Origin of the sequence: Enterobacter sp. BIDMC 29 (genome assembly GCF_019378755.1) — a bacterium.
Lineage (GTDB): Bacteria > Pseudomonadota > Gammaproteobacteria > Enterobacterales > Enterobacteriaceae > Enterobacter > Enterobacter ludwigii.
The window spans coordinates 3,317,748-3,336,924 of the sequence record NZ_CP080000.1 but is presented as its reverse complement, the minus strand read 5'-3'; the positions used below and the strand labels follow the sequence as shown (position 1 = coordinate 3,336,924).

At 54.0% G+C, this 19,177-nt stretch carries 20 protein-coding genes and 1 other RNA gene; 10 read left to right on the top strand and 11 right to left on the bottom strand.

The window, feature by feature from the left end:
* The first annotated feature begins 11 nt into the window (after window positions 1-11).
* The 9 genes from rnpB to JTA15_RS14635 all read left to right on the top strand — a co-directional run bounded on the left by rnpB (window position 12) and on the right by JTA15_RS14635 (window position 11,471).
* Window positions 12-390: RNase P RNA component class A (gene rnpB, locus JTA15_RS14675), an RNA gene on the top strand.
* 685 nt (window positions 391-1,075) lie between these two features.
* Window positions 1,076-1,996: a transcriptional regulator TdcA gene (gene tdcA / locus JTA15_RS14670; protein WP_014171743.1), complete on the top strand. Its 921-nt coding sequence runs from the start codon at window positions 1,076-1,078 to the stop codon at window positions 1,994-1,996.
* A 116-nt stretch (window positions 1,997-2,112) separates the two neighbouring features.
* Window positions 2,113-3,102, top strand: a complete 990-nt coding sequence (tdcB, locus tag JTA15_RS14665) for a bifunctional threonine ammonia-lyase/L-serine ammonia-lyase TdcB (protein WP_020883567.1) — start codon at window positions 2,113-2,115, stop codon at window positions 3,100-3,102.
* A 10-nt stretch (window positions 3,103-3,112) separates the two neighbouring features.
* A complete protein-coding gene (tdcC, locus tag JTA15_RS14660) occupies window positions 3,113-4,444 on the top strand; it encodes a threonine/serine transporter TdcC (protein WP_014171741.1) in 1,332 nt (443 codons plus the stop codon).
* 30 nt (window positions 4,445-4,474) lie between these two features.
* Window positions 4,475-5,683 carry a propionate kinase gene (tdcD, locus tag JTA15_RS14655; protein ID WP_032679027.1) on the top strand — a complete coding sequence of 403 codons (1,209 nt, stop codon included), beginning with the start codon at window positions 4,475-4,477 and terminating at the stop codon, window positions 5,681-5,683.
* Window positions 5,684-5,698: 15 nt separating this feature from the next.
* Complete coding sequence (gene pflB, locus JTA15_RS14650; protein ID WP_219372447.1) at window positions 5,699-7,993, top strand: formate C-acetyltransferase; 2,295 nt, start codon at window positions 5,699-5,701, stop codon at window positions 7,991-7,993.
* 151 nt (window positions 7,994-8,144) lie between these two features.
* Window positions 8,145-8,555, top strand: a complete 411-nt coding sequence (locus JTA15_RS14645) for a Spy/CpxP family protein refolding chaperone (RefSeq protein WP_014171738.1) — start codon at window positions 8,145-8,147, stop codon at window positions 8,553-8,555.
* 262 nt (window positions 8,556-8,817) lie between these two features.
* Complete coding sequence (locus JTA15_RS14640) at window positions 8,818-10,149, top strand: amino acid permease (protein WP_219372446.1); 1,332 nt, start codon at window positions 8,818-8,820, stop codon at window positions 10,147-10,149.
* A 20-nt stretch (window positions 10,150-10,169) separates the two neighbouring features.
* Complete coding sequence (locus JTA15_RS14635) at window positions 10,170-11,471, top strand: serine dehydratase subunit alpha family protein (protein WP_219372445.1); 1,302 nt, start codon at window positions 10,170-10,172, stop codon at window positions 11,469-11,471.
* 42 nt (window positions 11,472-11,513) lie between these two features.
* On the opposite strand, the gene JTA15_RS14630 is transcribed toward JTA15_RS14635, so the two are convergent.
* The gene (locus tag JTA15_RS14630; protein ID WP_014171735.1) at window positions 11,514-12,215 is read right to left on the bottom strand and encodes a pirin family protein; all 702 of its coding nucleotides are present in this window, start codon (window positions 12,213-12,215) and stop codon (window positions 11,514-11,516) included.
* 103 nt (window positions 12,216-12,318) lie between these two features.
* Between JTA15_RS14630 and JTA15_RS14625 the strand changes: the two genes are divergently transcribed.
* On the top strand, window positions 12,319-13,221 hold the full coding sequence (locus JTA15_RS14625; protein ID WP_014171734.1) for a LysR family transcriptional regulator: 903 nt from the start codon (window positions 12,319-12,321) through the stop codon (window positions 13,219-13,221).
* Window positions 13,222-13,261: 40 nt separating this feature from the next.
* Here the strand turns inward: JTA15_RS14625 and JTA15_RS14620 are convergent, their stop codons facing one another.
* The 10 genes from JTA15_RS14620 to exuR form a co-directional block, all read right to left on the bottom strand.
* A complete protein-coding gene (locus tag JTA15_RS14620; RefSeq protein WP_014171733.1) occupies window positions 13,262-13,627 on the bottom strand; it encodes a DUF805 domain-containing protein in 366 nt (121 codons plus the stop codon).
* Between the two features lie 106 nt (window positions 13,628-13,733).
* Window positions 13,734-14,720 carry a glutathione S-transferase family protein gene (locus tag JTA15_RS14615; protein ID WP_020883573.1) on the bottom strand — a complete coding sequence of 329 codons (987 nt, stop codon included), beginning with the start codon at window positions 14,718-14,720 and terminating at the stop codon, window positions 13,734-13,736.
* A 72-nt stretch (window positions 14,721-14,792) separates the two neighbouring features.
* Window positions 14,793-15,185, bottom strand: coding sequence for a DoxX family protein (locus JTA15_RS14610; RefSeq protein ID WP_006178691.1), 393 nt, complete (start codon window positions 15,183-15,185; stop codon window positions 14,793-14,795).
* A 209-nt stretch (window positions 15,186-15,394) separates the two neighbouring features.
* The gene (locus JTA15_RS14605) at window positions 15,395-15,691 is read right to left on the bottom strand and encodes a YqjK-like family protein (RefSeq protein WP_020883574.1); all 297 of its coding nucleotides are present in this window, start codon (window positions 15,689-15,691) and stop codon (window positions 15,395-15,397) included.
* Window positions 15,688-16,086 carry a phage holin family protein gene (locus JTA15_RS14600; protein ID WP_013098867.1) on the bottom strand — a complete coding sequence of 133 codons (399 nt, stop codon included), beginning with the start codon at window positions 16,084-16,086 and terminating at the stop codon, window positions 15,688-15,690. The genes JTA15_RS14605 and JTA15_RS14600 overlap by 4 nt, the downstream gene beginning before the upstream one ends.
* A gap of 1 nt (window position 16,087) precedes the next feature.
* Window positions 16,088-16,393: a YqjD family protein gene (locus tag JTA15_RS14595; protein WP_003862645.1), complete on the bottom strand. Its 306-nt coding sequence runs from the start codon at window positions 16,391-16,393 to the stop codon at window positions 16,088-16,090.
* A 29-nt stretch (window positions 16,394-16,422) separates the two neighbouring features.
* Complete coding sequence (locus JTA15_RS14590; RefSeq protein ID WP_014171729.1) at window positions 16,423-16,791, bottom strand: DUF1090 domain-containing protein; 369 nt, start codon at window positions 16,789-16,791, stop codon at window positions 16,423-16,425.
* A 143-nt stretch (window positions 16,792-16,934) separates the two neighbouring features.
* Window positions 16,935-17,318, bottom strand: a complete 384-nt coding sequence (gene mzrA / locus JTA15_RS14585) for an EnvZ/OmpR regulon moderator MzrA (RefSeq protein ID WP_020883575.1) — start codon at window positions 17,316-17,318, stop codon at window positions 16,935-16,937.
* Window positions 17,319-17,320: 2 nt separating this feature from the next.
* The gene (yqjA, locus tag JTA15_RS14580) at window positions 17,321-17,983 is read right to left on the bottom strand and encodes a DedA family general envelope maintenance protein YqjA (RefSeq protein ID WP_014171727.1); all 663 of its coding nucleotides are present in this window, start codon (window positions 17,981-17,983) and stop codon (window positions 17,321-17,323) included.
* Window positions 17,984-18,327: 344 nt separating this feature from the next.
* A complete protein-coding gene (gene exuR / locus JTA15_RS14575) occupies window positions 18,328-19,104 on the bottom strand; it encodes a transcriptional regulator ExuR (RefSeq protein ID WP_014171726.1) in 777 nt (258 codons plus the stop codon).
* Window positions 19,105-19,177 lie beyond the last annotated feature (73 nt).

Here is a 19,177-nt window from a genome sequence, read left to right as displayed (position 1 = left end):
TACTGCGCGCCGAAGCTGACCAGACAGTCGCCGCTTCGTCGTCGTCCCCTTTCGGGGGGAGACGGGCGGAGGGGAGGAAAGTCCGGGCTCCATAGGGCAGGGTGCCAGGTAACGCCTGGGGGGGAAACCCACGACCAGTGCAACAGAGAGCAAACCGCCGATGGCCCGCGCAAGCGGGATCAGGTAAGGGTGAAAGGGTGCGGTAAGAGCGCACCGCGCGGCTGGCAACAGTCCGTGGCACGGTAAACTCCACCCGGAGCAAGGCCAAATAGGGGTTCACATGGTACGGCCCGTACTGAACCCGGGTAGGCTGCTTGAGCCAGTGAGCGATTGCTGGCCTAGATGAATGACTGTCCACGACAGAACSCGGCTTATCGGYCAGCTTCAACTTYTTAYAMAACCCCGCTTCGGCGGGGTTTTYTTTTATCGGCCTTAGAAATTGCAAGCAAGGGCCACCCGATGCATCGCTCACACGACATCAATTATCACATTTGCGACATTAAGCACATTTCACTGCTTTCATCCCTTCAGTGTCTTTTTCGCATCTGCTGGCGATCGTAATCACAAAATTTCGCGCTAAATAATCCTGGTTCTGCAGTATTGTTAATTTGTTATGAATGTTGCTTTTATGATCGTGAATGTTTTCTTATTTGATATATGTATATTGAATTCAAAAACATTTAGCTCATGAATGTGTGATGCATTCCACTGTTTCCCGAAAGTCAGCAAAATCACCCCTGACAAATTTGATAAATTGAAAGAATGTTTTAAACGAATTACGGTTATTTATTAATCTTTAATTGCCTGAAAGATAGTCTTTATCGATTTTTTTAACGCCGAAAAATTTACCTGTGTTATCGCCATAAAATAAATTTATTACTGCTCTTTTTGTTGATCAATATCAGCGTTATGGCGTATTTATTTTAATGTAACTCATTGATAATAAGGTGTTTTAAAGGGTTGTCGTTATGCTGATTAAGGGTGTGAAAAAGCAAATTGTGAGTAACAGCACATACCCCCGTCAGCCATATTGAGTAGAATCCACCCCGTCATAGGGAAATAAGCGCAGAATATTATGAACACTATTATTCTACCGAAAACACAGCACCTCGTGGTATTTCAGGAAGTCATTAAAAGTGGCTCCATTGGTTCTGCTGCAAGACAACTGGGCCTGACGCAACCTGCTGTCAGCAAAATTATCAGCGATATCGAATCTTACTTTGGCGTTGAAGTCATGGTGCGCAAAAACACCGGCGTTAAACTGACTGCGGCAGGCCAGGTATTACTCTCGTATTCTGAGTCGATCACCCGTGAGATGAAAAACATGGTGAGCGAGATTAACAGCCTCAGTTTCAGTACCGTCATGGATGTCTCATTTGGTTACCCGTCGCTCATTGGCTTCACCTTCCTGTCCGAAATGATCAAAAAATTCAAGGAAGTGTTCCCGAAAGCGCGCGTCTCGATGTACGAAGCTCAGCTGTCCTCTTTCCTGCCGGCCATTCGCGACGGTCGGCTGGATTTTGCCATCGGCACATTAAGTGATGAAATGCTGCTGCAGGATCTTCATGTCGAGCCGCTGTTTGAGTCTGAGTTTGTCCTGGTAGCCAACAAATCACGAACGTGCACCGGCTCGACTACCCTGGCATCACTCACGGATGAACAGTGGGTGATGCCGCAAACCGATATGGGCTACTACAAAGAACTTCTGACCACCCTGCAAGACAATCACATCAGCATTGAAAACATCGTCCAGACCGATTCCGTCGTGACCATTTATAACCTTGTCCTGAATGCCGATTACCTGACGGTTATTCCCCGCGACATGATTGCGCCATTCGGTTCCGACCAGTTTATTGTACTGCCGGTGGAAGATGAATTACCCATAGCGCGTTATGCCGCGGTGTGGTCAAAAAATTACAGAATTAAGAAATCGGCGTCAGTATTAGTCGAACTGGCAAAACAATACGCGTCACTGACCAGTGAAAGACGACGATGATTAAATAACCCTCTGATAACGCGTTAACCTTTTTAAAAACACCCAGAGCTTATTTTATCCGTGCTCTGATACCCTGACTTTGCCTGAAGAAAATGAATTATTATAACGAGGATATTATGCATATTACCTACGATCTCCCGGTGACCATTGAAGATATTCAGGACGCCAGAAAACGACTGGCAGGCAAAATATATAAAACCGGCATGCCGCGCTCAAATTATCTCAGCGAACGCTGTAAAGGTGAGATATTCCTGAAGTTTGAAAATATGCAGCGTACTGGCTCCTTCAAGATCCGCGGTGCGTTTAATAAATTAAGTTCGCTGACCGAAGCTGAAAAACGTAAAGGCGTGGTCGCCTGTTCTGCAGGCAACCACGCGCAGGGCGTGTCGCTCTCCTGCGCAATGCTCGGTATCGACGGCAAAGTGGTCATGCCGATGGGCGCGCCGAAATCTAAAGTCGCCGCCACCCGTGACTACTCGGCTGAAGTGGTGCTGCACGGCGAAAACTTCAACGACACCATCGCCAAAGTCAGCGAAATCGTGGAGCTGGAAGGGCGCATTTTTATCCCACCGTATGACGATCCGAAAGTGATTGCCGGCCAGGGCACCATTGGTCTGGAAATTCTCGAAGATTTGTATGATGTGGATAACGTGATTGTACCCATCGGCGGTGGCGGTTTAATTGCCGGAATTGCAACGGCCATTAAATCCATCAACCCGACCATTAATATTATCGGCGTGCAGTCTGAAAACGTACATGGAATGGCCGCATCGTATCAGGCAGGAGAAATCATTAACCACCGCGTTACCGGTACATTAGCCGACGGATGTGATGTGTCTCGCCCGGGTAAATTAACCTTCGAGATTGTTCGTGAATTAGTCGATGACATTGTGCTGGTCAGCGAAGACGAAATTCGTAACAGCATGATTGCCCTCATTCAGCGAAATAAAGTGGTTACAGAAGGTGCTGGCGCACTGGCCTGTGCGGCGTTATTAAGCGGCAAGCTTGATCACTATATTCAGGGTCGTAAAACCGTCTGCATTATTTCCGGCGGCAATATCGATCTCTCCCGCGTATCCCAAATTACCGGCTTCGTTGACGCATAAAGGATGACCTATGAGCAACACAGAAAGCATTATCGTTGGCCAGACAAAAACGTCCTCCTGGCGTAAGTCTGATACCACCTGGACGCTTGGCCTGTTTGGAACCGCCATTGGCGCAGGTGTGCTGTTCTTCCCGATTCGCGCAGGCTTCGGCGGCTTGATTCCTATCCTGCTGATGCTGGTTCTCGCTTTCCCGATTGCGTTTTATTGCCACCGGGCGCTGGCGCGCCTGTGTCTGTCCGGCAGTAACGTGTCTGGCAACATCACCGAAACGGTGGAAGAGCATTTTGGTAAGACCGGTGGGGTGGTGATCACGTTCCTCTACTTCTTCGCCATTTGCCCGCTGCTGTGGATTTACGGCGTCACCATTACGAACACCTTTATGACCTTCTGGGAAAACCAGCTCCAGCTGCCCGCGCTTAACCGCGGCGTGGTGGCGCTGTTCCTGCTGCTGCTGATGGCCTTTGTTATCTGGTTTGGTAAAGACCTGATGGTGAAGGTGATGAGCTTCCTGGTGTTCCCGTTTATCGCCAGCCTGGTGCTGATTTCCCTGTCGCTGATCCCTTACTGGAACTCGTCGGTGATTGACCAGGTCAATCTGAGCGATATCGCATTTACCGGGCATGACGGCATTCTGGTGACGGTCTGGCTGGGGATCTCCATCATGGTCTTCTCCTTCAACTTCTCGCCCATCGTCTCCTCGTTTGTGGTCTCTAAACGTGAAGAGTACGAACCCGAGTTCGGTAAAGCGTTTACCGAGCAGAAATGTTCCAAAATCATCGGTCGCGCCAGCTTGCTGATGGTTGCGGTGGTGATGTTCTTCGCCTTTAGCTGCCTGTTCACGCTCTCGCCGCAGAACATGGCCGATGCCAAAGCGCAGAATATTCCCGTGCTCTCTTACCTGGCGAACCACTTTGCGACCATGTCAGGCACTAAATCAACGTTTGCCACGGTGCTGGAATACGGTGCCTCCATCATTGCGCTGGTCGCTATCTTCAAATCCTTCTTCGGCCACTATCTGGGCACGCTGGAAGGGCTGAACGGCCTGATCCTGAAGTTCGGTTATAAGGGCGATAAGAAGAAAGTCTCCGTAGGCAAACTGAACACCATCAGCATGGTATTCATCATGGGGTCGACCTGGGTCGTTGCCTATGCCAACCCGAACATTCTCGACCTTATCGAAGCCATGGGGGCGCCAATCATCGCCTCTCTGCTGTGCCTGTTGCCGATGTATGCCATTCGTAAAGCGCCGGCAATGGCGAAATATAAGGGCAGACCCGAGAACATCTTCGTCACGGTTGTGGGCCTGCTGACCATCCTGAACATCGTCTACAAACTGTTCTAAACCCTGGCTCAGGAAGAGCGGAGTAACACCATGATTGAGTTTCCGGTTGTATTGGTTATTAACTGCGGATCGTCCTCTGTTAAGTTTTCAGTACTCGATGCCAGCAGTTGTGATGCCCTGATGACGGGCATTGCAGACGGGATTAACACTGAAAAAGCCTTTATTTCCGTGAACGGGGGTGAGCCAGCCAGACTGGCTCACCATGACTACGAAGGGGCGCTGGCAGCCATCGCCCTGGAGCTGGAGAAGCGTGATCTGATGAGCAGCGTGGCCCTGATTGGCCATCGTATTGCGCACGGCGGTGACCTCTTCAGCGAGTCGACCCTTATCACGGAACAGGTTATTGAGCAGATCCGTCAGGTTTCCTCGCTGGCGCCGCTGCATAATTACGCCAACTTAAGCGGCGTCGAGGCAGCCGAACGCCTGTTTCCGGGCATACAGCAGGTGGCAGTGTTTGACACCAGCTTCCACCAGACGCTGGCCCCGCAGGCCTATCTGTACGGGCTGCCGTACCGCTATTTTGAAGAGCTTGGCGTGCGGCGCTATGGCTTCCACGGGACGTCCCACCGCTACGTTGCCGGGCAGGCGCATGCCTTGCTCGGGATTTCGCCTGAGGACAGCGGGCTGGTGATTGCCCATCTCGGCAACGGGGCATCCATCTGCGCGGTACGCAATGGTGAGAGCGTGGATACCTCCATGGGCATGACGCCGCTGGAAGGGCTGATCATGGGGACCCGCTGTGGCGACGTTGATTTCGGTGCCATGGCCTGGATAGCCCAACAGACCGGACAGTCATTTGAGGATCTGGAACGCGTCGTCAATAAAGAGTCCGGCCTGCTGGGGATCTCGGGAATATCCTCCGATCTGCGAGCCCTCGAAAAGGCCTGGCATGAGGGACATCAGCGGGCACAGCTGGCGATCCAGACCTTTGTTCACCGTATCGCACGGCATATTGCCGGGCACGCGGCGTCGTTACACCGCCTGGACGGTGTGGTGTTCACAGGCGGGATTGGTGAGAACTCCAGACTGATCCGCACGCTGGTGGCGGAACACCTGGCCGTCTTTGGCATCACCCTCGATGAAGCCAAAAATGCCCTGCCGGGCAGCGCAGGTGAGCGTGTGATCACCACCGATTCGTCCCGCGTGGCCTGCGCGGTGATCCCAACCAACGAAGAAAAAATGATCGCGCTGGATGCCCTCCGTCTTGGGAAGGTCACTCCGGCTGCGGCTTATGCCTGACAGAGCGAGAAATTCATGAAAGTAGCAATCGATACGCGCGTTGCCCCTTACAGCGACGCATGGGCCGGGTTTCGCGGTGAAGAATGGAAAGACACCGTCAACGTGCGCGATTTTATTCAGCATAACTATACCCCTTATGAAGGCGACGAAACTTTCCTCGCGCAGGCGACGCCAGCAACGACGGCGCTCTGGGAGAAGGTAATGGTGGGCATTCGGCAGGAGAATGCCACCCATGCGCCGGTGGATTTTGACACCAACATTGCCACCACCATCACGGCCCACGGACCGGGCTATATTGACCAGCAGCTGGAGACGATCGTCGGCCTGCAAACCGATAAGCCGCTCAAACGCGCGCTGCATCCGTACGGCGGGATCAATATGATCCGCAGTTCATTCGAAGCCTATGGCCGCGAGATGGATCCGCAGTTCGAATATCTCTTTACCGAACTGCGCAAAACCCATAATCAGGGGGTCTTTGACGTTTACTCCCCCGAGATGATGCGCTGTCGTAAATCAGGCGTGCTGACCGGGCTACCGGACGGCTACGGACGCGGGCGCATCATCGGCGATTACCGCCGCGTGGCGCTGTACGGCATCCGCTATCTGGTGCACGAGCGTGAGCGCCAGTTCGCGGATCTGCAGGGCAAACTCGAACGGGGTGAAGATCTGGAGGCGACGATCCGCCTGCGTGAAGAGTTGGCGGAACACAAACGCGCACTGCTGCAGATCCAGCAGATGGCAGCGAACTATGGCTTCGATATTTCTCGCCCGGCGATGAATGCGCAGGAAGCGGTACAGTGGGTTTACTTTGCCTACCTGGCCGCAGTGAAATCCCAGAACGGCGGGGCGATGTCGCTGGGTCGCACGGCCTCGTTCCTGGATATTTATCTCGAACGCGATATGCAGGCGGGTCGCCTGAGTGAGATCCAGGCGCAGGAACTGATCGATCATTTCATCATGAAGATCCGCATGGTGCGCTTCCTGCGTACTCCGGAGTTCGACACGCTCTTCTCCGGCGATCCTGTCTGGGCCACCGAAGTGATTGGCGGAATGGGGCTGGATGGTCGCACGCTGGTCACCAAAAACAGCTTCCGTTACCTGCATACCCTGCACACGATGGGACCTGCACCGGAGCCAAACCTGACGATCCTGTGGTCCGAACAACTGCCCGTCGCATTCAAGAAATACGCTGCACAGATGTCGATCGACACCTCGTCGCTGCAGTATGAGAACGACGACCTGATGCGCGTGGATTTCAACAGCGACGACTACGCCATTGCCTGCTGCGTCAGCCCGATGGTGATCGGCAAGCAAATGCAGTTCTTTGGCGCCCGTGCTAACCTGGCGAAAACGCTGCTGTATGCGATCAACGGCGGGGTGGATGAGAAGCTGAAGATCCAGGTCGGGCCGAAAACCGCGCCGCTGCTGGATGAGGTGCTGGATTACGACACCGTGATGGCGAGCCTGGATCACTTTATGGACTGGCTGGCGGTGCAGTACATTAGCGCGCTGAATCTCATTCATTACATGCACGATAAGTACAGCTACGAAGCCTCGCTGATGGCGCTGCACGACCGGGACGTTTACCGCACCATGGCCTGCGGTATCGCCGGGCTGTCGGTGGCGGCGGACTCGCTGTCCGCCATCAAATACGCCACGGTAAAACCCGTACGCGACCATACCGGCCTGGCGGTCGATTTTGTGATTGAAGGGGATTACCCGCAGTACGGTAACAATGATGACCGCGTGGACAGCATTGCCTGTGACCTGGTGGAACGCTTTATGAAGAAAATTCAGACGCTGCCGACCTACCGCAACGCGGTGCCGACCCAGTCGATCCTGACCATTACGTCGAATGTGGTCTACGGCCAGAAGACCGGCAATACGCCGGATGGACGCCGCGGCGGTACGCCATTCGCACCGGGCGCGAACCCGATGCACGGACGAGACAGGAAAGGGGCGGTGGCCTCGTTAACCTCCGTCGCTAAGCTGCCGTTTACCTATGCGAAAGACGGGATCTCTTACACCTTCTCCATCGTGCCTCAGGCGCTGGGCAAGGATGAGAGGGTGCGCAAAACCAACCTTGTAGGGCTGCTGGACGGGTATTTCCACCACGAAGCGGCCATTGAGGGGGGACAGCACCTCAACGTTAACGTCATGAACCGGGAGATGCTGATGGAGGCGATTGAGCACCCGGAGAACTATCCCAACCTGACCATTCGTGTCTCAGGGTATGCGGTGCGCTTTAATGCGCTGACGCGCGAGCAGCAGCAGGACGTGATCTCAAGGACGTTTACCCAGGCACTGTGATCGTCGTCTGAAACAGGCCCCCTTTGGTTAAGGGGGCTTTTTTGTCCGCGGAACATACAAAAATGTTTATATAATTACTCACACATCTTCATCCGCTTCTGAAAAACAATGCGCCTGCTTTTCCCCTGAAACAGTATGTAAGGACAGTAAGATGATGAAAATGACCCGTATCACCCTGGTTGCTGCCTCGCTGGTGGCGTGCAGTTTTGCCGCACAGGCCGCTGACGTTGAAGCTGCCCCCTCTCCGGCGCAGGATCCGCTGGTGCAACACCTCAAGCTGAGCAACGATCAGATTAAGAAGATCGACGCGCTGCATCAGACGCTGGAACAAAATGTCAGCAAGATCCCGATGACCGGCGTGAAAGACGGTGCGCTGATCGAGATGTTCCAGACCGGAAAATGGGATGAAAGCACGGTGAAAAACCAGCTTGCCGCGTTCAGTAAAATTGAAGAGCAGACCCGCTATTACCGCGTCAAATACTACTTTGATGTCAGCCAGGTTCTGACAGCGGAGCAGCGTAAACAGGTGAAAACCGATATGGCGAACGCGCTGGCTAACTGATGACACACCCGCGCATGTCGCGGGTTTTTTATTTCTTGATCGGCGTCACTTTTAGAAAATCACCTCCATTATTCCTCATCTAAGAGTATTTTTTTCTCTCGCTTGCGAAAAGCCTTATAAATATTGTGACTTTTTTCTCCCGCTCTCCACGTATGATTTGTCCATTCCAATAACACACACCTGCAGCAGTCTGGCTCATTATCGCTGGTGGTCAGAATCCCATAAAAACAACTGGTTACCCTACAAAATAAGCGAGTGCCTTATGGATACGGCAACAAACAGCAGTGTGATTGTGAACGATTCACCCGCGGCAAAGCGGGCAGGGATGAGTGAAAGCGAGTGGCAGGAGGCCATTAAATTCGACAGCACCGATACGGGTTGGGTCATCATGAGTATCGGAATGGCCATCGGCGCGGGGATTGTTTTTCTCCCGGTACAGGTGGGGCTGATGGGACTGTGGGTGTTTCTGCTTTCGTCAGTGATTGGCTATCCGGCCATGTACCTGTTTCAGCGGCTGTTTATTAACACGCTGGCAGAATCGCCGGAGTGCAAAGATTATCCAAGCGTCATCAGCGGCTACCTCGGTAAGAACTGGGGCATTTTATTAGGTGCGCTCTATTTCGTGATGCTGGTTATCTGGATGTTCGTCTACTCCACCGCCATCACCAACGACAGCGCTTCCTATTTACACACCTTCGGCGTGACGGAGGGGCTGCTCTCTGAAAATCCGTTCTACGGTCTGTTCCTGATCTGCATCCTGGTGGCGATCTCCTCCCGTGGCGAGAAACTGCTGTTTAAAGTCTCTAGCCTGATGGTGCTGACCAAGTTATTTGTGGTGGCGGCGCTCGGGTTGTCGATGATTGGCCTCTGGCATTTAGCCAACGTGGGCATGCTGCCACCCGTGGGGCTACTCATTAAAAACGCGATTATCACGTTGCCGTTTACCTTAACGTCGATTCTGTTTATTCAGACATTAAGCCCGATGGTGATCTCCTATCGTTCACGTGAAAAATCGGTTGAAGTGGCGCGCCATAAAGCGCTGCGGGCGATGAACATCGCCTTCGCGATCCTCTTCGTGACGGTCTTTTTCTACGCGGTCTCGTTCACCCTGGCAATGGGGCATGATGAGGCGGTCAAAGCCTACGAACAGAATATTTCCGCACTGGCAATTGCCGCGCAGTTTATCAGTGGCGACGGTGCCGGCTGGGTCAAAATTGTCAGCGTTATCCTGAATATTTTTGCCGTCATGACCGCGTTCTTCGGCGTGTACCTGGGCTTTCGTGAAGCGACGCAGGGCATTGTGATGAACATTCTGCGCCGCAAAATGCCGACAGAGAAAATCAACGAAAACACCGTACAGCGCGGCATCATGCTGTTTGCCATTCTGCTGGCATGGAGCGCGATTGTGTTAAACGCGCCGGTACTGAGCTTCACCTCTATTTGCAGCCCCATCTTCGGCATGGTGGGGTGTTTGATTCCGGCGTGGCTGGTCTACAAAGTGCCGGCGCTGCACAAATATAAAGGCGTGTCGCTGGTGATCATTATCATCACCGGTCTGCTGCTGTGTGTTTCTCCTTTCCTCGCGTTTTCTTAAGGGCAAACAAGGTCGTAACGATGTCAGAGCAAACTCAATCTTTATGGAATCAATTTATTCGGGCGGTGCAGGAGGAAGTTAAACCTGCACTGGGGTGTACCGAGCCGATCTCTCTGGCGCTGGCTTGTGCGATGGCCGCGGAGCTTCTGCCGGGTGACGTCACACAGATTGAGGCGTGGGTTTCACCGAATCTGATGAAAAATGGCCTTGGCGTGACGGTACCTGGCACCGGGATGGTCGGGTTGCCGATTGCGGCGGCACTGGGGGCCATTGGCGGCAACGCGCACGCCGGGCTGGAGGTACTGAAGGATGCCACTGCCGATGCGCTGGTGCGTGCCAAAGCGCTGCTGGACGCCGGACAGGTGCAGGTCAAGCTGCAGGAGCCGTGCGATGACATCCTCTACTCCCGCGCCTGCGTTCACGCCGGACAGGCCTCGGCGATGGTGACCATCGCCGGTGGGCATACGCGGGTGGTGGAGATTGTCTGTCAGGGCGAAACCCGCTTTACGCTTGATTCTCAACCCGACGAGAAGAATGACGACCCGCTGGCGGTACTTTCAAACGCCACGCTATCGCAGATCCTTGAGTTTGTGGAGCAGGTGCCGTTTGACGCGATCCGCTTTATCCTGGCTGCCGGACAATTAAATGATGCGCTCTCCCGTGAAGGTTTAAGCGGAAAATGGGGGCTGCACATTGGCGCGACGCTCAATAAGCAGCGCGCTCGCGGATGGATAGCGCAGGACCTGGGCTCGGATATTGTCATTCGCACCAGCGCGGCCTCGGACGCCCGAATGGGCGGGGCGACGCTGCCAGCAATGAGCAATTCCGGATCGGGCAACCAGGGGATCACGGCCACCATGCCGGTTGTGGTGGTGGCGGAACATGTCCAGGCGGATGATGAACGCCTTGCCCGGGCGCTGATGCTTTCACACCTTTCGGCTATTTATATCCACGCCCAGCTTCCGCGCCTGTCGGCGCTGTGTGCGGCTACCACGGCGGCGATGGGGGCGGCGGCAGGCATGGCCTGGCTGATGGGCGGAAGCTATCAGACGCTCTCAATGGCAATCAGCAGCATGATTGGCGATGTCAGCGGGATGATCTGCGATGGCGCGTCCAACAGCTGCGCCATGAAGGTCTCAACCAGCGTCGGCAGTGCCTGGAAAGCGGTGATGATGGCGCTGGATGATTCGGCTGTAACGGGCAATGAAGGGATTGTGGCGCACGATGTGGAGCAGTCGATCGCGAACCTGTGTTCGCTGGCGTGCCGCGCCATGCAGGCGACGGACCGGCAGATTATTGAGATTATGGCACGTAAAGTGTAACGGTTTCCTCTCTCCCCGCCGGGGAGAGAGGATTATCGGGTGTTAAACCGGTAAATCAATTAACAGCGCGCGCAGCGGCGAATCAGCAACCAGCGTGATATTCGCTTCGTCGCGAATAAACGCCCCGTCACCGCAGGTGAGCGCTTCTTTCTCTTCCGTATGCGTCACCGCATGCACCGTACCGTGAATCGATTGCAGATAGGCGCGCGGACCATGAAGCTGGAAGCTCGCCTGTTCCCCTTTCTTCAGTTCGATATGGTGCAACCACACCTGCTGGCGCAACTGCAGGCTGCCTTGACTGCCGTCCGGGGAGGCTATCAGCTGCTGCCTGTCGCCCGTCAAATCTAACTTCTGTACCAGCGGGTTTTCCCGCTCAGGGCAGGCATCCAGCCACAGCTGCATACGGGTCAGCGTTTTATCTTTGCTGAGGTTATGCTCGCTGTAACTGATGCCCGGCTGCGTGGAGATTAATAATGCTTCGCCGGCCTTCGCCTGGACATGATTGCCCTCGCTGTCGCGGTATTCTGCTTCGCCTTCCAGGATCAGGTTCAGGATATCGACTTTCGGGTACGTACGCGGCTGGAAGGACGCGCCTGGGGCGAGCACTTCCTGATTCAATACGCGCAATGAAGCGTAACCGAGCAGTTTAGGGTCAAAGTAGTGTCCAAAGGAAAAGGTGTAGCGGGCCTGCAGCCAACCGAAATCGGCTTGTCCGCACTGTTTAGCTGTTCTTGTCGTAATCATAAACTTGACCTCTCTTTACACTAAACAATGGTAAAGGTATGGACGCTTCATTGTTAGCCAGATATTCTGCCCGGTATGTTCAAATTTCCTGAATGAGAACGAGATGGCTAAAGAGAGAGCATTGACGCTTGAGGCGCTTCGCGTCATGGACGCAATTGATCGGCGTGGCAGTTTTGCCGCGGCGGCAGATGAACTGGGGCGCGTTCCGTCTGCGCTCAGCTATACCATGCAGAAGCTGGAGGAAGAGCTGGACGTGGTGCTCTTTGACCGCTCCGGTCATCGAACAAAATTCACTAACGTCGGACGGATGCTGCTGGAGCGTGGTCGCGTCCTGCTGGAAGCGGCGGACAAGCTGACGACGGACGCCGAAGCGCTGGCGCGCGGCTGGGAAACCCATCTGACGCTGGTGACGGAAGCGCTGGTGCCCACCGAGGCGCTGTTCCCGCTGGTGAACCGGCTGGCCGACAAAGCAAACACCCAGTTATCGATCATCACCGAGGTGCTGGCCGGGGCCTGGGAGCGACTGGAGACGGGCAGGGCGGATATCGTCATTGCCCCGGATATGCACTTCCGTTCCTCATCTGAAATCAACTCCCGCAAGCTCTACAGCGTGATGAACGTCTATGTCGCCGCACCGGATCATCCGATTCACCAGGAGCCGGAGCCGCTCTCGGAAGTGACGCGGGTGAAATACCGCGGGGTTGCGGTCGCAGATACCGCACGCGAGCGTCCGGTGTTAACGGTGCAGTTGCTGGATAAACAACCGCGTCTGACCGTCACGTCGCTTGAAGACAAACGTCAGGCGTTGCTGGCAGGCCTGGGCGTGGCAACGATGCCGTATCCGTTTGTCGAAAAAGATATTGCAGAAGGGCGGCTACGCGTGGTCAGCCCGGAGTACACCAGCGAAGTGGACATCATTATGGCGTGGCGGCGCGACAGCATGGGTGAGGCTAAATCGTGGTGCCTGCGCGAAATACCCAAGCTCTTTGCCCATCACAACAAATAAAAAATCGAGCCCGGTACGCGAAACGCCACCGGGCTTTGTTTTATGCGTTGAGTTTTGGATCGGGCCCGAAGCGGTTTTCGCCCGGCGTGCCGGCCTGACAGTTGAAGACCAGAATGACCAGCCAGCCCACAATCGGGATCAGCAGCAGCAGTAACCACCAGGCTGAACGATCGGTATCGTGTAGCCGTCGGAACAGTACGGCCCATGAGGGAAGCAGGACCAGCAGGCCGTAAATCGTGGTGAGAACACCTTCACCGCCGGCTCGTTCCCAGCCAAGAATTTTATCGATAATGCCCAGCACCATGATGAGGATGAAGTTCACCAGAACGAACATCCAGTACTCTTTACGGCGAGCGCGGCCACCAAATCCAATGTAGTTGCGCAGTACTTTTAAATACCAGTCCATTTTCCTTGCCTCATTAGTCAGTCAATCACTTGTTTTTTAAGCGATCGAGGTAAGGATAGATGGAGATTGTGAATTAAAAAAGGGCATCAATTGATGCCCTTGATATTTATCCGAAACGCACGTCGCGACCATGCGGTTCATCCAGGTCCTGCCACGGACCCACCGAGATAATACCCGTCGGGTTGATGGTCTTATGGCTGCGGAAATAGTGGGTGCGGATATGGTTGAAATCGACCGTTTCAGCAATGCCCGGCATCTGATAAATATCGCGCAGGAAACCGTACAGGTTCAGGTAATCGCTGATGCGGTGTTTATCACACTTGAAGTGGGTGACATACACAGGATCAAAGCGAACCAGCGTTGTCCACAGACGAATGTCTGCTTCCGTCAGGCGGTCGCCCGTCAGGTAGCGATGCTGGCCGAGGATCTGCTCAAGACGCTCCAGCGATTCAAATACTTTTCCCACTGCGTCGTCATACGCTTCCTGGCTGGTGGCAAAGCCGGCCTTGTAGACACCGTTATTCACGTTGTCGTAAATCCAGCTGTTCAGCTCATCAATCTTATCGCGCAGCTCAACCGGATAGTAATCCCCGGCGCGGGCCCCGTGGGCATCAAACGCGGTGTTGAACATGCGGATGATCTCTGCGGACTCATTGCTGACAATGGTCTGGTTTTTCTTGTCCCACAGCACGGGTACGGTCACGCGTCCGGTGTAGTGCGGATCGGCGCGCAGATAGAGCTGGTAGAGAAAATCGTGGTGGTAGAGGTCATCACCGGTGGCGGCCGGGAAATCACTGTCAAACGTCCAGCCGTTTTCCAGCATCAGGGGGTTGACCACCGAAACCGGAATTAAGGATTCGAGTCCTTTCAGCTTGCGCACAATCAGCGTGCGGTGCGCCCACGGGCAGGCCAGAGAAACATAGAGATGATAACGGTCTTTCTCAGCCGCAAAGCCGCCTTCGCCGCTTGGGCCCGGTGCGCCATCGGCGGTTAGCCAGTTACGGAAGGCCGAAACAGAGCGCTTGAAGCGTCCCCCGGTGGATTTGGTGTCATACCAGACATCCTGCCAGACGCCGTCTACGAGTTGTCCCATTTTTTTCTCCTCCGTCAATAAGCAAAAGCGAGGAGATATCTCCTCGCTTTGTGTTCATTCAGTATAGCGTGCTTACCACTTCTTATTCAGAACGCGGTCGATGCTGTATGCGCCTGGGCCAGTGATGGCCAGCAGCAGGAAGCCACCCGCGATGGTCAGGTTTTTCATGAACATCAGGGAGTTCACGCCTTCCGCAAAGTTGCTGTGGAAGATGAACGCCGTCAGCAGTGTGAAGCCTGCGGTAAACAGTGCCGTGGTGCGGGTCAGGAAGCCGAACAGTACCGCCAGGCCGCCGCCGAACTCAAGGAGAATAGTCAGTGGCAGCAGGAACCCTGGAACACCCATGGCTTCCATGTATTGCTGCGTGCCCGCATAACCGGTGATTTTGCCCCAGCCTGCGGTGATAAACAGAACCGGCATCAGAATACGCGCTACCAGAACACCAACATCTTCTAATTTTTTCATTTTACTCTCCAGGAAACCACATCAGCGGCTGAACTTTATTTGTGTGCAAATTCGGGTAGATACCGCGTCTTTGCTGTCGATGGAGAGGAGTGTAAACGGGGCAGATGGGAATTGTTAGCAAGGAAAACTGTCAATCTTCTTCAAAGATATTGAGTAACGGGGGAGGGGGAAAGTGTGCCGGGTAAGCGAAACGCTACCCGGCATAAGAACTAACGCAGCTGTTGTTGACGAATCGTCGCTTTCACCAGACGCCAGGCGCTCCAGGCACCAAAGCCGCGGCGGGCCCAGCGGATCAGCATATTTGGATGACGAACTGTCCAGATAGCCATCACGCTGCTTCCGACCAGCGCCCACGAGCGCAGGCTCAGGAAGGTATTCCAGCCCCGGTCAAAACGACGCGTCGCGTCAACCCAGTCGCGACGACTGGCAGACAAATCCAGCCGTTGCTGCTGGATCTGACTGAGCAGGAATGCTTTTCGCTTCTGACGTTCGGCTTTATCGCTCACGGCTTGTCATCCTCCAGCAGGGCGCGATCGTTGGCCAGTTCCTGGCGCGTATGGCGCAGGAAAGTGGATTTGCGTGCTTTACGCATCGTCCATATGCCGCCAATCAATGCCGCAACCAGCAGAACAACGGTGGTGGCAATCATCGCGTTGAGTCGATATTGCGGGTCAATGGCCCAGATGATTAACACCATCAGGCTCATCAGACCAAACGCGGCGAAGAGCATGGTAAGCCCGAGCATCAGCAGCATCTGGAAAAGGTTCGCTTTCTCCTCTTCCAGTTCAACCACTGCCAGTCGGACGCGCGTTTCGGCAATCCCGACCAGCGTCGTCAGAATACGCTGGCCGATGCCGAGGACGTTATTAGCAGGCCCTTGTGCGTGACGAGGATCTTCCATATTAACGACGCGTCAGGAGGACACCCAGTACCACACCTACCGCGGCACCAATCCCTACACCCGTCCACGGATTATCGCGAACATATTCGTCCGCGCGAGCTGCCGCTTCGCGGGTCTGTTTCGCCAGTGCATCACCGGTTTCACCCAGGCGATAACGGCTCTCTTTCAGCGCCTGCTCAGCTTTGCTGCGCAGTTTGCTGACCTCTTCTTTTGACTTATCTGCAGAGGAGTTCAGCACCTCTTCCAGGGTATCGGCCAGGGATTTCAGTTCAGCGCGCAGATTTTCAGACGTCGTATCTTTTGACATGATTCTCTCCTGTTGAGATTTCCGTTAACTCAATAATCGCGAGCTTCCAGCGCTTTCAGGTCGTCCTGCGCTTCTTTCAACTTCTTCTCGCGCTTAGCAATTTTTTCCGCATCCCCTTTCTCTTTCGCTTCCTGCAGGTCGTGACGGCGCTCGGCTATCTCGTCCTTCTGTTCAGCGATTTTTTTCTGGTGATCGGCACGTAGCTTGCTGTCAGAACAGTTCGCTTTCACTTCGCTCAGCGCTTTTTTGAGACCCTCAACACGATGCTGATTGTTATGCTTTTCGGCATAACTGATCTCACGCTGAATATCCTGTTCTTTCTCCTGACAGAGAGAGTTGGCGAAGGACGCTGTGCTTAAAGAAAAAAGGGCCAGAGCCAGAGTAATGCGGAATTTCATTATCGAAACCTTCCATTGTGTTGCGGCGTGAGCCGCTATCCAGAGTCAAGCGGAGTACATACATGGGGTGCTCCGCGTACTTAAGCATAGTAAGTAAACGGGGGATTCACCAAAGTGAGTGAAAAGATTCGGAATCCTGGTAATTATCCAAATCTATGCGACGAATCGCGAATCAGTGACAGCCAGGCTGCAGGCTGGTTGTCATCTTCCTGCTGGGCAATGATATAACCGTGCGGCAGCGTACGGTCGAGCACCACTTTCGCGGCGGCACTCTGCGCGCGGGAATCAAACTTAATCAGTAAAACATCGTCCTGCGGGGTGATGCTCTTAAAGCGGATGCCGTTGGCATCAAGATGATGCCACACCGAAAAACCGTCAGGCACGCTGACACCCTGACTCACCGGGCGAATGGCCAGCGTCGATTCCTGATGCGAAAGCGTCGTCCAGGCCAGGAACATGAGGCTGAGCAAGCCCAGGGCAATCATGGCCACGGCAAAACGGCGCACGGCAAGCGGTGAGATAACCATCGTTAACCTCTGGCCCCGTATTTCTTCTTCCACAGCACCACCAGCGAACCGACCAGACCAAAGACCAGCAGAACCACCGGTAACAGCATCAGGCAGGACATGAGCTGATCTTCATATTTCATGAAGACCGGCGTTTTGCCCAGTGCATAGCCCAGCGTGGTCAGGATCAGAACCCACAGCAGGCCGCTCATCCAGTTGAAGAACTGGAAGCGGGTGCTGCTTAATCCGGAAAGACCCGCAATGGTAGGCAGCAGGGTGCGTACAAAGGCGATAAAGCGGCCGATCAGGAGCGCGGAAAGCCCGTGCTTATGGAAAAGATGGTGCGCCCGCTGGTGATAATGCGCAGGAAGGTGGGAGAGCCAGTTCTGCACCAGACGCGTATTGCCCAGCCATCGTCCCTGGATATAGCTCACCCAGCAGCCAAGGCTGGCGGCGATGGTCAGTAATAAAATGGTTTGCGGAAAGGCCATTGCCCCTTTGGCACATAGCACGCCGACGAGCACCAGTAAGCTGTCGCCAGGTAAAAAGGCGGCAGGCAGTAAACCGTTCTCAAGGAACAGAATCATAAATAAGACGAAGTAGAGCATGCCAATCATGGAAGGGTTGGCCAGCGTTTCAAAATCCTGCGCCCAGAGGGCATGCAGTAGTTGGGTCAAAAGTTCCATTCAGTGTTCCTGGAAATCGGTTAACGTCACGCCTGTTATCCGGGACAAACAGCACGGCGACATTGTTGTGATTTCATTATGGTCGCTCGCGGACACATTGAGGTGTGGCCAACACTGTTCCCTGTTAATTGGCTGGTTAGCAAGCACTAACTTACAAAATAACGAATTGAATCCAATTGTAACAAAGCCCAAGGTTCTGCGTCACAGAATTTGCAGGGGTGAGATGATTTTGGCGTAAGCCATGGAGGGGAGCGAGGGGATTTACAAAGGCTGACACTATATATGTTTTGCTTACCCACCTCTGCCAGAAGGCGCAGCGAAGCGCCTGCCAGCGAAAAGGTAAACTATTTTGCCGCACTGGCTGCCGTATCGAGATGAACGACAGGATTATCGGCAAAAAGATAGCGGTCAGCGTTAAATTCGAAGTCATCGCTGGTTTCATTGAACAGCATCTGCTTGGTGTTTTCCAGGTGCTGCCACATGGCCAGTTTTGCCGCATGGGGATCTTTGCGAATCAGCGCTTTAAGGATCTGATCGTGATCGTCGCACCAGTTATCCACGGTGCGGGAATCGATATGATCGTGCAGTTTTTTCCAGTACGGGTTGTGAACGCGCTGAGTCCACATTTTTTCCACGATTGCCGCCAGCGCCGTGTTTTGCGTTGCCAGCGCGACCTGAACGTGGAACTGCAGGTCCCACTCTGAATCACGGAAACATTTTTCCTTGCGCGCGTTTTCCTGGATTTCCATCAGCTTCATGATGTCCTGCTTGGTCACCTGAGTCGCTGCAAATTCCGCAATATTGCTTTCGATAAGCTGGCGCGCCTGGAGCAGTTCAAACGGACCGTAGCTGGCGAATTCGAGACTTTCGTCGGCGACCGGGGAGTGTTTCGGCTGATTAGAAATCACGTGAATGCCGGAGCCTTTGCGAACTTCAACGTAGCCTTCCACTTCCAGCATGATAATCGCTTCACGCACCACGGTGCGGCTTACGCTTTTTTCATCAGCGATAAAGCGCTCAGCGGGGAGTTTATCACCGACAAGGTAGACACCTTGCTCGATGCGATCTTTCAGCTCGGCAGCAAGTTGTTGATATAAACGACGTGGTTCGGTGATTTCCATATGCGCTCCAGGCAGGGTACGGCGGATTATTTGTTATACCACTTTTGCGTGCCAGTCTCCAGATTTTGCCATG

Bases quoted from the DNA above. Each gene is read 5' to 3' on its own strand.
- JTA15_RS14615 (WP_020883573.1), bottom strand. From the start codon at position 14,720: ATGGGACAACTCGTAGACGGCGTCTGGCAGGATGTCTGGTATGACACC.
- JTA15_RS14595 (WP_003862645.1), bottom strand. From the start codon at position 16,393: ATGTCAAAAGATACGACGTCTGAAAATCTGCGCGCTGAACTGAAATCC.
- JTA15_RS14635 (WP_219372445.1), top strand. From the start codon at position 10,170: ATGTCAGAGCAAACTCAATCTTTATGGAATCAATTTATTCGGGCGGTG.
- JTA15_RS14620 (WP_014171733.1), bottom strand. From the start codon at position 13,627: ATGGACTGGTATTTAAAAGTACTGCGCAACTACATTGGATTTGGTGGC.
- exuR (WP_014171726.1), bottom strand. From the start codon at position 19,104: ATGGAAATCACCGAACCACGTCGTTTATATCAACAACTTGCTGCCGAG.
- tdcD (WP_032679027.1), top strand. From the start codon at position 4,475: ATGATTGAGTTTCCGGTTGTATTGGTTATTAACTGCGGATCGTCCTCT.
- JTA15_RS14600 (WP_013098867.1), bottom strand. From the start codon at position 16,086: ATGGAAGATCCTCGTCACGCACAAGGGCCTGCTAATAACGTCCTCGGC.
- JTA15_RS14610 (WP_006178691.1), bottom strand. From the start codon at position 15,185: ATGAAAAAATTAGAAGATGTTGGTGTTCTGGTAGCGCGTATTCTGATG.
- tdcA (WP_014171743.1), top strand. From the start codon at position 1,076: ATGAACACTATTATTCTACCGAAAACACAGCACCTCGTGGTATTTCAG.
- pflB (WP_219372447.1), top strand. From the start codon at position 5,699: ATGAAAGTAGCAATCGATACGCGCGTTGCCCCTTACAGCGACGCATGG.
- JTA15_RS14640 (WP_219372446.1), top strand. From the start codon at position 8,818: ATGGATACGGCAACAAACAGCAGTGTGATTGTGAACGATTCACCCGCG.
- JTA15_RS14590 (WP_014171729.1), bottom strand. From the start codon at position 16,791: ATGAAATTCCGCATTACTCTGGCTCTGGCCCTTTTTTCTTTAAGCACA.
- JTA15_RS14625 (WP_014171734.1), top strand. From the start codon at position 12,319: ATGGCTAAAGAGAGAGCATTGACGCTTGAGGCGCTTCGCGTCATGGAC.
- tdcB (WP_020883567.1), top strand. From the start codon at position 2,113: ATGCATATTACCTACGATCTCCCGGTGACCATTGAAGATATTCAGGAC.
- tdcC (WP_014171741.1), top strand. From the start codon at position 3,113: ATGAGCAACACAGAAAGCATTATCGTTGGCCAGACAAAAACGTCCTCC.
- JTA15_RS14630 (WP_014171735.1), bottom strand. From the start codon at position 12,215: ATGATTACGACAAGAACAGCTAAACAGTGCGGACAAGCCGATTTCGGT.
- yqjA (WP_014171727.1), bottom strand. From the start codon at position 17,983: ATGGAACTTTTGACCCAACTACTGCATGCCCTCTGGGCGCAGGATTTT.
- mzrA (WP_020883575.1), bottom strand. From the start codon at position 17,318: ATGGTTATCTCACCGCTTGCCGTGCGCCGTTTTGCCGTGGCCATGATT.
- JTA15_RS14645 (WP_014171738.1), top strand. From the start codon at position 8,145: ATGATGAAAATGACCCGTATCACCCTGGTTGCTGCCTCGCTGGTGGCG.